General features: G+C 62.8%; 14 protein-coding genes and 1 tRNA gene. 7 read left to right on the forward strand and 8 right to left on the reverse strand.

Translation table 11 applies throughout. The features are described from left to right. Positions 1-122: 122 nt before the first annotated feature. Both G9463_RS03725 and G9463_RS03730 read left to right on the forward strand, forming a co-directional pair. Positions 123-197 (forward strand) — tRNA-Val (locus tag G9463_RS03725). Between the two features lie 142 nt (positions 198-339). Continuing rightward, complete coding sequence (locus G9463_RS03730) at positions 340-693, forward strand: hypothetical protein (protein ID WP_007190763.1); 354 nt, start codon at positions 340-342, stop codon at positions 691-693. Between the two features lie 13 nt (positions 694-706). Here G9463_RS03730 and G9463_RS03735 read toward each other — a convergent pair whose 3' ends face one another. Together G9463_RS03735 and G9463_RS03740 are read right to left on the reverse strand one after the other, a co-directional pair. Beyond that, positions 707-1198: an HTH domain-containing protein gene (locus G9463_RS03735; RefSeq protein WP_004957239.1), complete on the reverse strand. Its 492-nt coding sequence runs from the start codon at positions 1196-1198 to the stop codon at positions 707-709. A gap of 181 nt (positions 1199-1379) precedes the next feature. Then, the gene (locus G9463_RS03740) at positions 1380-1700 is read right to left on the reverse strand and encodes a lycopene cyclase domain-containing protein (RefSeq protein ID WP_004957242.1); all 321 of its coding nucleotides are present in this window, start codon (positions 1698-1700) and stop codon (positions 1380-1382) included. A 108-nt stretch (positions 1701-1808) separates the two neighbouring features. On the opposite strand from G9463_RS03740, the gene G9463_RS03745 reads away from it, so the two are divergent. Then, on the forward strand, positions 1809-2951 hold the full coding sequence (locus G9463_RS03745) for a CBS domain-containing protein (RefSeq protein WP_165895986.1): 1143 nt from the start codon (positions 1809-1811) through the stop codon (positions 2949-2951). 18 nt (positions 2952-2969) lie between these two features. On the opposite strand, the gene G9463_RS03750 is transcribed toward G9463_RS03745, so the two are convergent. Together G9463_RS03750 and G9463_RS03755 are read right to left on the reverse strand one after the other, a co-directional pair. Continuing rightward, positions 2970-3983: an NADP-dependent oxidoreductase gene (locus G9463_RS03750; RefSeq protein WP_004957248.1), complete on the reverse strand. Its 1014-nt coding sequence runs from the start codon at positions 3981-3983 to the stop codon at positions 2970-2972. Positions 3984-4169: 186 nt separating this feature from the next. Next, entirely contained in the window at positions 4170-6395 is a 2226-nt protein-coding gene (locus G9463_RS03755) for a CDC48 family AAA ATPase (protein ID WP_165895987.1), read from the reverse strand. 200 nt (positions 6396-6595) lie between these two features. Between G9463_RS03755 and G9463_RS03760 the strand changes: the two genes are divergently transcribed. Together G9463_RS03760 and larC are read left to right on the forward strand one after the other, a co-directional pair. Continuing rightward, a complete protein-coding gene (locus tag G9463_RS03760) occupies positions 6596-7012 on the forward strand; it encodes a universal stress protein (RefSeq protein ID WP_007190760.1) in 417 nt (138 codons plus the stop codon). 46 nt (positions 7013-7058) lie between these two features. After that, positions 7059-8375 (forward strand): nickel pincer cofactor biosynthesis protein LarC, encoded by a 1317-nt coding sequence (gene larC / locus G9463_RS03765; protein WP_165895988.1) that lies wholly within the window; start codon positions 7059-7061, stop codon positions 8373-8375. A gap of 2 nt (positions 8376-8377) precedes the next feature. Here the strand turns inward: larC and G9463_RS03770 are convergent, their stop codons facing one another. Further along, a complete protein-coding gene (locus G9463_RS03770; protein WP_004957259.1) occupies positions 8378-9142 on the reverse strand; it encodes a hypothetical protein in 765 nt (254 codons plus the stop codon). 163 nt (positions 9143-9305) lie between these two features. Between G9463_RS03770 and G9463_RS03775 the strand changes: the two genes are divergently transcribed. Continuing rightward, positions 9306-10136 carry a hypothetical protein gene (locus tag G9463_RS03775; protein WP_165895989.1) on the forward strand — a complete coding sequence of 277 codons (831 nt, stop codon included), beginning with the start codon at positions 9306-9308 and terminating at the stop codon, positions 10134-10136. Positions 10137-10190: 54 nt separating this feature from the next. Next, positions 10191-10901, forward strand: a complete 711-nt coding sequence (radB, locus tag G9463_RS03780) for a DNA repair and recombination protein RadB (protein ID WP_165895990.1) — start codon at positions 10191-10193, stop codon at positions 10899-10901. Between the two features lie 305 nt (positions 10902-11206). Here the strand turns inward: radB and phoU are convergent, their stop codons facing one another. The 3 genes from phoU to trkA form a co-directional block, all read right to left on the reverse strand. Further along, positions 11207-11887: a phosphate signaling complex protein PhoU gene (phoU, locus tag G9463_RS03785; protein WP_165895991.1), complete on the reverse strand. Its 681-nt coding sequence runs from the start codon at positions 11885-11887 to the stop codon at positions 11207-11209. A 126-nt stretch (positions 11888-12013) separates the two neighbouring features. Then, positions 12014-12325: a hypothetical protein gene (locus G9463_RS03790; RefSeq protein ID WP_165895992.1), complete on the reverse strand. Its 312-nt coding sequence runs from the start codon at positions 12323-12325 to the stop codon at positions 12014-12016. A 57-nt stretch (positions 12326-12382) separates the two neighbouring features. Continuing rightward, complete coding sequence (gene trkA, locus G9463_RS03795; protein WP_165895993.1) at positions 12383-13714, reverse strand: Trk system potassium transporter TrkA; 1332 nt, start codon at positions 13712-13714, stop codon at positions 12383-12385. Positions 13715-13752: the final 38 nt, after the last annotated feature.

Below are 13752 nucleotides of genomic sequence, written 5' to 3' on the forward strand. Positions count from 1 at the left end.
AGCCTATCGGGACCCCTGCTCGCCGACGAGTATGTGTGGGCAATCAACAGACAACGTGGTGATACGGAATTCGAAACCTTCAATTATACCCACCGAAAACAATGTGGTGTACCTCGCAGTGAGGGTTCGTGGTCTAGGTCGGTTATGACACCTCCTTGACATGGAGGAGGCCGGCGGTTCAAATCCGCCCGAACCCATTTCTACTGTCGCTACCTCCCAAGCGGAGCGAGTCGGCAGCGACCTGTGGAGTAAGCAGAGTCGTGTGCAAGGGCGCATATCTCGACGCTCCGACAGGGGCATCCCATAGTTTCTTGCCCCAACCGCGTTAGAGTCATCTATATGAGAGATCAGGTCGAGTCGGCGGACGCGTTCGAACAGTTCGTGCTCCTTGCGGTTGCAGAACTCGAAACGGCCGGTGAAACGCCAGTCCACTCCTATCATGTGACCCAGACGGCGAAAGCACATCTCGCGGATGTCGACCGACAGCCGTTCGGCGGCGTCGAGCGCCAGAAGGTCATCTCGGCGCTGGGCCAACTCGCCGACAAGGGGCTGTTGCGCACCGAACAGACGCAGTCACCGACGGGGAAAGGACGGCCGGGGTACGAACTGGCCGGAGATCCAGAAGAAGTGCTCGAAGTGCTGTCAGCGACAGATGAGTTTGAACCGTACGTCGACGCGGTCTGGTCCTCATAGCGGGCCCCACTCGTTAGACGACGCTCACGCCGCCGCGCTCCTGATCGAGGGCGGGTGGCTGGCCCGCTTCGAGACGTTCGAGACGGTCCATGATCGTATGGACGACGTCGTCTTTCGTACACGGTGCGACATGGACGAGTTCGCTGCCGTCGTACTCAGCCAGCCCCATGACGGGCAGCGCCATGGCGTCGTACGCCGACTCCGCCACTTCTGAATCAACGGTCGTGTCCTGATAGAACGATTCGAGCGAGACGTTGTTGCTCAGTGCCCACTGCTTGAACTCGGCGACACGGTTCAGAATGTACTTGCCTTCTTCCGTCCGTGCGGCGGCCGACTGCGGCGCGATCTGTTTGCCCCAGACGATGACGTTGAACCCGTCGATGTGGTCGTTCTCGTCGAGTGTCTGGAGATGGTCGATGACAGCTTCCTGCCGTTCGTGTGCGCCGTCGGGCAGCATCGACCGGACATACAGCTCGATGTGAGGTGTCGGCGTAGTATCACTCATAGCTATCGGACGACACTCCCGGCTGACACATATAGATACTGTGAGAGATGCCTGCATAGTGCAGATAGTGTCATCAGGGCCTGAAGAGTGTGAAATCAGCCGCTCCAGTGCATACCTCTCCTTCCAGTCGTAACGCTGGCTCGGGAGCGGTTAACAGCTGAAACCAATATCTGATTTCTAACTATTCGCTGTTCGACCCAGACGAAAGACCGTGGAGGTTCTCGTGGATGCCGAGGATGAGCGCGGGAACGACAATCATGAAGATATGCTCCTCAATGGGAATCCCGAGGAGGTCGACACCGGTTCGGAGTTTGATCGCGAAGACACCGACGGTCAGTGTGTACCAGTCCCAGACGTACGCGATTGGATAAAGCACGACGATGGTCTTGGCCGCCATCCGGAGGGCGTTGGCACGCCAGAGCAACGCGAGCGCAACAGTCCCCCAGACTACCTCTGTGACCAGATACGTGTAGGGGCCGAAGACACCGATGTCAGGTAGCATACTGCCACCTTAGATCCAACGGCCTAAAGCTTAGTTCGTCTCTCGATTTCCGGGGACTAAACCAACCTTGATAACCCCACACGTCGAATCTACGAATTGTGAAGAACTATGGATATTGCTGATATCGCCACCAGAGAATTTGTCGAGGTTGACGCCAACAAGCGCTTGGGGAAAGTCCGGTCTATCTTCGAACGCGAGAATCCCAAGGGTATCATCGTCACGGAAGACGATGACTACACTGGCGTGATCACGCAGAAACAGCTGGTCCAGTCCCATGTCGAGGACAACGCGAAAGCGGGGGCGATGACGCGCTCGGCACCGAAGGTCGAGCGCACCGACGACGTGCGCGAAGTCGCGCGCGTCCTCGTCGAGGGTGGTGTCAAGCTCGCGCCGGTGTTCGAGGCGGGCGAGCTCTGGGGTATCGTCACCGAGGACGATATCCTCGATGCGGTTCTCGACAACCTTGACGCGCTGAGCGTCGACGACATCTACACGCGGGATGTCATCACGGTGTCCGAAGACACCAACGTCGGGCAAGTCGTCAATCTCCTCCGGAAACACGGCATCTCCCGGCTTCCGGTGCTCGGTGACGACGATGGCCTGACCGGGATGGTCACGCGCCACGACATCGTCGACGTCGTCGTCCGTGACATGAACAAGACGACGCGGGGCGACCGCTCCGGCGAGATCGAGCGCGTGCTCGACATGCCCGTCTACGACGTGATGAGCAGCCCCGTAGAGACGGCGAAGCTCGGCGACTCCGTCGAGGATGCCGTCGCGCGGATGCTCGAAAACGATTTTGCCGGGCTCGTCGTCACGCCGGAAGACGACGACACTCACGTCGCCGGCATCCTCACGAAGACCGACGTGCTCCGCGCACTGACCTACACCGAGGAGGAACACATGGACGTTCAGATCACGAACATCAAACTGCTGGACACCATCTCCCGTGCGGACATCCGATCCGACATCGAGACGGTCGCCGACAAGTACGGGGCGATGCAGGTCCAGCACGCCCACGTCCGGTTCCACGAGCACAAGGAGAAGCTCCGTGGCACGCCGCTCATCCAGTGCCAGATCCGCCTGCGGACCAACAAGGGTCAGGCGGCCGGCTCCGGTGAAGGCTACGGCGCTGAAACCGCATTCAACGTCGCGCTCGACAAGCTAGAGCGCAACGTGCTCGAACTGAAGGGCGTGCAGGCCGACGAGGAGTACCGCGGCCAGCTCCTCCGCAAACTCGGCGAACTGTAACCGAGGAATCGCTCTTTTCTACCGTTCGGCGACCTGCACGAGCTGCTTGCCGATGTTCTCACCCTCGAACAGCCCGAGGAACGCGTCGGGCGCGTTCTCGATGCCTTCGGTGACGGTCTCTCGATAGGAGATGTCGCCCGAGGCGACCCACTGACCGAGCTGCTTCGTCGCTTCCTCGAACCGCGGCTCGAAGTCGGAGACGAGGAGACCTTCGACGGTCGCACGGGACTGGATGACCTGTGTCAGCTTGCGCGGCCCCATCGGTATCTCCTCGCTGTTGTACAGCGAGATCTGTCCGCAGACGGCGACGCGCGCGTCGGTGTTGAGCCGCGTGAACACCGCGTCGGTAATCGGTCCGCCGACGTTGTCGAAGTAGGCGTCGACGCCGTCCGGTGCGGCCTCGTCCAGTGCGGCCCGGTAGTCGTCGGTCGTCTTGTAGTTGATGCCCACGTCGAAGCCTAGATCGTCTTCGAGGAACGAGACTTTCTCGTCGGAGCCGGCGAAGCCAACGACGCGTGCGCCCTGTAGCTTGGCGAGCTGGCCCGCAACGGAGCCGACGGCCCCGGCGGCCCCGGTGACGACGAACGTGTCGCCGGCCGCAGGCTGTGCGACTTCCCGGGTACCGAAGTACGCTGTCAGGCCCGGCATCCCCAGAACGCCGAGTGCCGTCGAAATCGGTGCGAGTTCGGGGTTGACCTCTGTGAGTACCGGTCCAGGTGCTGTGGCGTACTCCGCCCACTCTAGCTCACCAGTGACGACATCGCCTTCGTCGAAGCGTGCGCCGTTGGATTCGACGACCTCACCGACAACGGCACCCTTGAGCGCGTCGCCCACGTCCCACGGCTCTTCGTACGATTCGCTGTCACGCATTCGGTCGCGCATATACGGGTCGACAGAGAGGTACAGCGTCTTGATGAGCACCTCGCCGGGCCCCGGTTCAGGGATTTCTTCCTCGGAAAGCTCGAACGTATCGTGGTCGGGGGTCCCTTCGGGGCGCTTCGCTAGCCTGTAAACGCGGTTAGTGTTCGACATCACCCCCTATACACTTGGGACCCGAAAGGGGGCTTCGAAAGGAGAAACAAACACCGGTTGTATAGTTTATCTAATAATTATACACGGATATTGTGCAACCACCGAAAACGCATCGCTGCTCAGGAGCGGTGACGTAGAAAAACGCGTTCGAATCGCAGTGAGGGACAGGAATCGAGGTCGCCGGAGTTACTGGAAGCCGATCCGGCCGCCGGTTCCGGCCTGGCGCTGCGGGCTGGAACCGCCTCTGAACTCCTCTTCCATCTGCTCGTAGTACTCGCGGATGTCGTCGGTAATCGTCGGGCGCACGCTGTCCATCGCCTGCCGGAAGTGACGCATCTTGACTTCCTCCGCGTCGTCGTCCTCACGGAGTGCCTCGATGGCAGCCTCCCGGGCGATAGATTCGAGGTCCGAGCCGACGAACCCATCGCTGACTTCGGCCAGTTCGCGCAGGCTCACGTCGGGCGACAGCGGCGTGTCGTCCGTGTGGATCTTCAGGATCTGCTCACGGCCCTCGATGTCGGGCTCGCCGATCATCACGAGCCGGTCGAACCGGCCCGAACGGATTAGCGCCGGGTCGATCATGTCCGGCCGGTTGGTCGCGCCGATGACCATCACGTCCTCCATCTCTTCAAGCCCGTCGAGTTCGGTCAGGAGCTGATTGACGACGCGCTCGGAGACGTTCGACCCCATCTCGCCGCCCCGACCCGGTGCCAACGAGTCGAGTTCGTCGAAGAAGATGATGGTCGGGGCGACCTGGCGGGCCTTCCGGAACGTCTGGCGGATGGCCTTCTCGCTCTCGCCGACCCACTTCGAGAGCAGTTGCGGGCCACGGACCGAGATGAAGTTTGCGTCCGTCTCGTTGGCGACAGCTTTCGCCATGAGCGTCTTCCCGGTGCCGGGTGGGCCGTACAGCAACACTCCGGACGGCGGCGTCACGCCCATGCGCTCGAACTTCTCCGGGGAGTTCATCGGCCACTCGACGGCCTCCTGGACCTGCTCTTTAGGCCCACTGAGCCCGCCAACGTTGTCCCAGGACATCTTCGGAAGCTCGACCAGCACCTCCCGCATCGCCGATGGACTCACCTCGTTGAGCGCCCCTTTGAAGTCGTCGCGCTTGATTATCATCCGGTCGATGAGGCTCGGCGGGATGTCCTCCTCGTCGAGGTCGATTTCGGGGAGGTAGCGCCGCAGCGCCTTCATTGCGGCCTCCTTGGTCAGACTCTCGATGTCGGCCCCGACGAAGCCGTGCGTGTCCGTCGCCAGCTTGGCGAGATTCACGTCGTCCGACAGCGGCATACCGCGGGTGTGAATCTGCAGGATTTCCTCGCGGCCGACCTCGTCCGGCACGCCGATCTCGATCTCGCGGTCGAAGCGGCCCGGGCGACGGAGCGCGGGGTCGACGCTGTCGACGCGGTTCGTCGCGGCGATGACGATGACCTGCCCTCGCGATTCGAGGCCGTCCATCATCGTCAGCAGCTGGGCGACGACACGGCGCTCGACCTCGCCGGTTACGTCCTCGCGCTTGGGCGCGATGGAGTCCAGCTCGTCGATGAAGATGATCGAGGGCGATTCCTCGCTTGCGTCCTCGAATATCTCGCGTAACTGCTGTTCGGACTCGCCGTAGTACTTCGAGATGATCTCGGGGCCGGCAATAGAGAAGAAGCTAGCGGAGGTCTCGTTGGCGACAGCCTTCGCAAGCAGCGTCTTCCCGGTGCCGGGCGGGCCGTGGAGCAGAACCCCCTGTGGCGGCTCGATGCCGAGCTTCTTGAAGATCTGGGGGTGTTTCATCGGCAACTCGACCATCTCTCGCACCCGCTGGATCTCGTTTTGCAGGCCGCCGATGTCCTCGTAGGTGATGCCGCCGCCGGTTTTCTCGAAGCCGGAGATCGGTTCCTCGCGGAGTTCCACCTCAGTGTCTTCGGTGATGAGACAGACGCCCTCGGGCTCGGTCTCGACGGCGATGAGCGGGATGGCCTGTCCGGGCGAGCGCATGAACGGGTGGTTCGTCGAGGACATCACCGGGACGATGTCGCGCTCGACGACCGGCCGTTTCAATATCTGCCGCTTAACCATGCCAGCGGCGTCGGAGCCGAACTGGACCGACGCTTCTTCGGGCGGCGCGAGAACGAGCTTGTCGGCCTTCTCGGCCTCGGCCTTCCGGATTGTGACGCGCTCGCCAATACCCACGTCAGCGTTCTGGCGCGTGAAGCCGTCGATACGAACAGTGTCAGTGTTCCAGTCCTGCCGGTCGGCCCGCCACACCTTGGCCGCGGTCGTGTCGCTCCCCTCTATCTCGATGATGTCTCCGGGGGAGAGCTTGAGATGCAACAACGTATCGGGGTCGAGTCTGGCGATACCGCGTCCCGAGTCGTTCGGGTACGCCTTCGCCACTTCCAATTGAACTTCGTTCATAGTAGAGCCTGCTTACAATGAACTCGGGTAGCCCCGGAGATATGCTTTATGCTACCGGCGGCCAAGACGCAGGGCGACGGGTTTATATGATACCTAATAGCACACCGCACAGTAGGGAATAATAGCCACCGGTCTGGGTTGCCGTGACACAGACTGCCGCCATCGCCGCGTTTCATAAGGCTGGACGCGATAGCGCCGGTATGGTATTTCTCGTTCCCTTCGATGGGTCACCGCTTGCAGATGCGGCACTCAACCGCGCCGTCACCTACGCTGAAGCGCTTGACGAGGACGTCGTCGCTGTCGCGTTTATTCCGACTGGCGCCGACTACGCCGAGCGCCGCCGCCGCGTCGACCCGACCGAGGACTTCGCCGCCGAAACCGCTGCGGACGACCTCCGGCGCAAGATCGAGGAGGCGACCGACGACTCTGAACTCCGCTACGACGACGTAAGCGCTCACTCCACCAGCGAACTGTCGACGACGATCAGACAGACCGCCCGCGACGTTGACGCCAATGTCGTGTTCCTCGGCAGCGACGACACCGAGGATATCGTCGTCCCTATCGGCGAAGTCACAGACGGCGAAGACTACGACGTCCACATCGTCCGCCGGACTTGAGGACGTAGCAAGAGGGCTTTTACTGGCGCGGCCTGACCCTCCGGGTATGCGAACACTCGCTTTCGACGGCCGGATGGGCGCGGCCGGTGATATGCTTCTGGGGGCGCTGCTGGCTGCCGGAGCCGACCGCGACGCCATGTCGGTCGTTGAGGACACACTGGATATCGAGTACGCTGTCTCCGAGGTGGACCGCCGCGGGATTGCTGCAACGCGTGTCGACGTGCTGCTGACCAACGCTGCTAGCGACGGCGATGGGTCTCAGGACCACGCTCATGACGGTCACTCGCATTCTCACACCCATGACGAGGGGCATGGCCACACTGGGGACGACGCACATGCTCACTCCCACGACGAGCACACCCACGCCGAGGGCCACGGCCCGAGCCGAACGTACGCTGAAGTCGTCGAACTCGTCGAAGGGATGGACCTGTCGGCGGCCGTCAGGGCGGACGCGCTGGCGATCTTCGAGATACTCGGCGAGGCCGAAGCGTCGGTTCATGGGACGGACCTTGACGACACACACTTCCACGAGGTCGGGGCTGACGACGCCATCGCCGACATCGTCGGTACCTGCCTCCTGCTGGATGATCTCGACGTCGAACAGGTCGTGACGACGACGCCGGCGACGGGGGGCGGCACCGTGGAGATGAGCCACGGTACCTACCCGGTTCCGACTCCGGCGGTAGTCGAAATCGCGGAGCAAGCCGACTGGTCGCTGCAGGGTGGCCCCATCGACAGGGAACTCCTGACGCCGACCGGCGCGGCGATTCTCGCCCACATCGCCGAGGGAACTGAGTCGCTGCCGCCGCTCGACATCAACGCGTCGGGGTACGGCGCTGGCGGGTGGGATCTTGACGACCGCCCCAACGTCTTGCGGGCGATGGTCGGCGACAGCGCGGGGCGACTCCGCCGCGACGAAATCACGGTGCTTGAGACGAACGTCGACGACGCTCCGCCCGAGGTGCTTGGCGACCTCCAGCGCTCGCTCCCGGACATCGGTGCCCGCGATGTGTCGATAGTCCCGACGACGATGAAGAAGTCACGGCCCGGTCACATCATCAAGGTCATCTGCAGACCGGAAGACGCTGAACGGGTCGCGCGCCGTCTCGCAGAAGCGACCGGGACGCTCGGCGTGCGCGAATCCGGGGCCGGCCACCGCTGGGTCGCCGACCGGGAGTACGAGACAGTCGTACTCTCCGTTGACGGCGAGCAGTTCGAGGTCACGGTCAAGATCGCAAGTGACACGGACGGCACGGTGTTCGATGTGAGCGCGGAATACGATGACGCCGCGGCTGTCGCGGACGCGACCGGACTCCCCGTCCGCGAGGTGATGCACCGGGCCGAGCGGATGGTCCGGGAGTAACGCTATCCACTGTCGGGTTCACCCTCCTCGGTCGGACTATCGCTGTTGTGTTTGGCCAGCGCCTCCTCGACGGTGAGTGCACCGGTCGCGACCTGTCGGGCGAGTTCCTCGCTGATCGCCCGGTTCGTATCGCTTGCCTCCCGCGAGCGGTCTTTGATCTTCTGGAGTTCGCCGGCCGTGGGTTCGATGGTCCGGCTCTCGATTTCCTCGCCGTCGAGGCGAGCGATGTTGACCGCGGCCAGCACGTCGCCCATTCCGCGTGCGCCGGAACCGAGATACGGCGTCGTCCCCGTTTCGTCGACCAGCTCCACCGGCACAGACTGGATCTCGTCGATGAGACGTGCACCGACGAGTCGCGCGCCGTCGCCGATGCGAACGACCGGGTCGACCGCGTCTTCGACTTCTTCCCGAACGATTTCGGTGATGTCCGCTGCAGGCACCTGAAACGCCGCGACGACCATATCGCCGTGGAGAATCGCGACGCCCGGCCGTTCGCCGGGGTCGATACCGATGACGGTGCGGCCGTCACCACCCCGAAGCGTCGAGATAACAGCTTCGACGGCTCGACGCGGTGTGTCCGGGTCAGCCTGCACGAGGTCGACGCCGTCGGGGATTTCGACCGATTCCCCGGCCGCGATGACCGCGACCGCCGCCTCCTCGGGCCATTCGTCGCCCGGTTCGATGGTTGTGAACGCCACGCCACGGTCGCGTAGCTCGTTGACGACACCGTGGTACACTTCGAAGTCCGCTGTGGCGACGACAATCACGGCCGGATTTCGGTCGCCGATTACTTACAGATGTGGGAGTCCGTTGGTCCGCGTGTCTGTTGCAGATAATCGCTTGACGCGTGCTGATACATCTATGTAGAGATCTCTCTGCTTCCGATTACGTTTGACTGGGTTTTTATAACAGCTGAATGAACTGTTAGTGATGTGTCCGGCGGCCAGCGCTGGTGGAGCGAGTACGGCGTCCGACCCGCTGTTCGGTGGTATCAGCGGTGCCTATCTGGGCTTGCTTCTGGCACCGCCGGTGCTACCGGTTCTGGAGCAGGTCGGCGTCACCGAAGCCTGGGCGCTATACCTCGCGCTGGTCGGGACGTTCGCTGTCGTGACCACTGTAACGGGGTGGGTGCTCTCCGGTCGACCAACAGTGGCCGTCACACTCGGCGCGACTCGCGCGCGCTGGTCTCCGGTGGCGATAGCGGCCGTGTACGCCGCCGTCGGCTTTGCGTCGCTGGGGATGAGTGGTGTCAGTGGCGTGCTGGCGTTTTTCTTCGGCCTGCTAGCCTTTTTGTTCGGAGTGGCTGTCGCAGTTATGTCACAGACGCGGTACACCGCGGCAGTCACCGCAGGGGCGGAGGAGTTGACTCGCTGGCGGGCGAGCTGGCCCGAGTCCGCACAGCGGCGGCGGCTGTATGTCGGCGGGGCCGTCGCTGGCGTCGCGACTGTCGGCTTCGCCATCGGCGCAGTGTTCGATATCGCCTTGCTCCAGTACACCAGTCAGGTGCTGTTCCCGTCCGGGTTCGTCCTCCTCTCGACGGGCGGAACCCGAACCGCCGTTGCGACCGAGAACGGCCTCGAAATCAGATTGCCGGTCGCCAGACGGTTCTATGCCTGGGAAGAACTGGAATCCTACGACCTCGACGCCGAATCGCTCGTTATCACCCGAAAATGGGGGGCAGACCTGCGGTTTGCAACAGCCGAAATCGACGACGTGTCCCTCGCCGAATGGACGCTGGCCGAGCGGCTTTCGGACGACTGACAGCGGTGCCGTCAGGTACCAGTGTTTTTACCCGAACCTGCCCAACCATTGCCCGTGAGTGAGTACGTCTCGACTGGGTGTGACGCGATTGACGACCTTCTGGGTGGTGGGCTGGAGCGCGGTGCGGTCACGCAGGTGTACGGCCCGCCAGCGGCCGGCAAGACCAACTTCGCCCTGTCGGCGGTGATGGAAGTCGCCGCTGCCGGCGACGCGGCGCTGTACATCGACACCGAAGGGCTTTCGGCTGACCGGATGGAGCAGGTCGCAAGAGGTCGCGCACGTGGGACGGCCCAGACTGTGGACGACCTCGCCGGCCGACTCATCATCACGGAGGCGCTGGACTACGACGAACAGACCGAAGCCGTCCAGGACGCCGCCGAGTTCGCCGCCGAGGTCGAACTCATCGTACTGGACAGCGCGACCGGGTTCTATCGGCTCCGCCGGGACGACGAGGACGGCGGCGAGACGCTGCGGGACGTGGCCCGCCAGATCACGCACCTGCTCTCGCTGGCCCGCAAACATGACATCGCCGTCCTGTACACGAATCAGGTGTTCACCGACCCGGACAGCGACCGCTCGACGGCGCTTGGCGGCCACACTCTGAACCACTGGTCCGGCGCAATCGTCCGTCTGGACCGGTTCCGTGGCGGCAACCGCCGCGCGACGCTGGAGAAACACCGCGCCAAATCGGCCGGCGACACGGCTCAGTTCCGCATCACCGACTCGGGACTTGTAGGCGATGACACGCCCGAAACGCCGCAGTAGACCGCTCGAATTTCGACACTGGTCTCGGGCGCGCGCCGTCGCGGCGACGGCCGCGTCGCAAGTGCGAGGGACGAGTCGCGCAGGCGAGCGGAGCGAGCCGAGCAACGCAGTCGGCTGGGGAGGCGTGTGGCTGTCGCGGTTTTGTAGCTGTTGTGATTCACGCATACCGGGCGAGCGGAGCGAGCGCGGTCTCGCTCCGAGCGCGGCCGTGGCCGCGACTCGGAGGTCGTTTTTAGCGTAGATTTTTGCAAAGGGGGTTCCCGCAGCGCCGCAGGCGCGAGGAAACCCCCTGCAGTAAAAAGGTACTAGTAAATGAGGTCGTCGTCGTTCTCGGCCATGTACAGCGTCCGCGCGGCGATGTTGACGGCGTGGTCCCCGACCCGCTCGATGTCACGAATCGTCAGCAGAAGACGGGACACGTCAGCCATCAGTTGCTCGATCTCGGCTTCGCTGGAGTCGGCGTCGATTTCGCGCTCAATGAGGTCGCGCACGACCGTCTCGGAGGCGGCCTCACACCGTTCGTCCACCTCGTCGTCAACGTCGGCGATGGTATAGCACTGGTCGGCGTCCTCATTGCTGTAGGCCTCCATGGCGCTCTCAACCATCTCGATCGTCACATCAGAGACGTCCTGAATATCAACTTCGGGGTACACATCGCGTTCAGCAGTGAGCGAATACTCGCCGAGGTTCGTGGCGAGGTCACCGATCCGTTCGAGATCGGTGATGATCTTGAACGATGCGGCGATAAAGCGGAGATCGGACGCGACCGGCTGTTGCAGCGCCAGCAGGTCGATACAGTCCTGTTCAAGGTCGAGATACAGCTGATTGATCTCGTGGTCGCCCTCGATGACTTCCCGGGCCATCTCCTCGTCTTTCTGTTCGAGCGCATCCAGACCTAGCCTGAGCCGCTCGAGGACGATTTCTGACATATAGAGGACATCCTCGCGGAGCGAGTTCAGTCCCTCCTGATAGGAATCGCGTGGCATAGTCCGGAATGTGCTAGTGGTATGCATCAGCCTTTCCCTTCTCCCAATATCTCCCGATACCGACCGGCGCGACGGTAGCAGCGGGCGTGCTATCCGGGGACGGGGACGCTCGACAGCGAGAACCGGCTACTGTGGCACCGTCTCGGCGTCGTCACGGGGACGAACGTCCAGCGTCGTCGCGTCGCCGAGTGCTGTCCCGCCCTCGATGCGTTCGACGCGCACCACCACGTCCTGTGGCGTTGCACAGCCACAGCTCACGAACTCGTCCCACTCCTCGCCGACAACCACCGGGCCGCCGTGGGCGCGACGGAGGTACTGTTGATAGGTGTCCCCGCGGAGTTCGTCGACTATCCACTCGGTGTCGACGCCTGACCACGGGTCTCCACCGGCGGTGCTGGGGGCAAACGAGAGCACGATACGGTCCGCAACGGAAGCCATGCACTAGCTGAGGCGGGAGGCAGGCTTAGTCCCTTGGGAGCGACCGCCTCGGCGCGGCTACAGTTTGTCGTTGACCGCTTCCAGGCAGTCGGCGTCGACGAACACCACGACATGATCCCCGGGTTCGATAATGGTGTCACCACGGGGGATGACCAGTTCGCCGCCGCGGCTGATAGCCCCGATGACCACGCCGGTCGGCAGTTCCTGTACTGATTCCTGAATCGGCCGTCCAGCGAGGACGCTGTCGGCGGCTATCTCGATTTCCAGCACCTCGGCGCGGTCGGATTCGATGATAGCGACCTTCGTCGCGTCGTACTCTCGGGTGAACCGCGTAATCTCTTCGGCAGTTGTCTCACGGGGATTGACGGCCACATCGACGCCAACGGCCTCGAACAGGTCGACGTACTCGCCGGAGTTGACGACAGCGACGGTTCGCTCCGCACCGAGCCGCTTGGCCAGCAGCGTCACCAGAAGGTTCTTCTCGTCGCTGTCGAGCGTCGCAACCACGGCGTCGGCGTCTGAAACGTGTTCTCGTTCGAGGAACTCCCTGTCCGTTGCGTCACTTTCAAGTACGGTTGTTCCCTGCAGGTCCTCCGCGAGTTCACGCGCTCTGTCATGATCTTGCTCGATGAGCCGCGGTTTGATACCACGATCCTGAAGCAACCGGGAAGTGTGATAGCCGACATCGCTCCCGCCGACGATGAGGACGTTCTGGGTCGTCTTTGACTCCGGTGTGATTTCAGTCGCAAACAGACGAACGCTTTCGCAACTGCCGATAACGATGATGTCGTCTCCCTCCCTGAGAACGGTCTCTCCGCGTGGGATAATGACCTCGTCACCGCGCAACACGGCAGCGAAGGTTAGCGACTCGTAGCGATCGGCCTCCGCGACGGTCTGGTCCGCGATTGGACTGGATTCACGCACCTCGAACTCACCCATCTGGATCTGTCCGTCAACGAATGTTTCCACGTCGCGCGAGCCGGGAAGGCCGATTACTCGGGCGATATTCTCCGCGGTGAGCAGGTTTGTCGCAACCATGTGGTCCACACCGAAGGCGCCCCCAGATTTCTCCCAGGTCCGGAGGAACTTCGCACTCTTGACGCGCGAAATGGTGAACGGGTCAGCGGCCGTTATTGCCGTCCCACAGGTGACGATGTTCGTCTCGTCATCGTCGGTGCTGGCGATGAGTACGTCGGCTTTCTCGATACCGGCCTCTGCGAGCGTGTCGAGTTCCGCCCCATCTCCTTCAACGCCGAGCACGTCAGCCTCGTACATCAGGGCCTCCACACGGTCAGGGTCGATATCCACAACGGCGACTTCGTGGCTTTCGGCGAGGCTCTCGGCGATGTTCGAACCGACCTCGCCCGCGCCAACAATTACGATATACACGGCCGCGCCTCCGCCTGATACATATGCACCAGCTTTCC

The organism is Haloarcula sp. JP-Z28 (genome assembly GCF_011440255.1).
Lineage (GTDB): Archaea > Halobacteriota > Halobacteria > Halobacteriales > Haloarculaceae > Haloarcula > Haloarcula marismortui.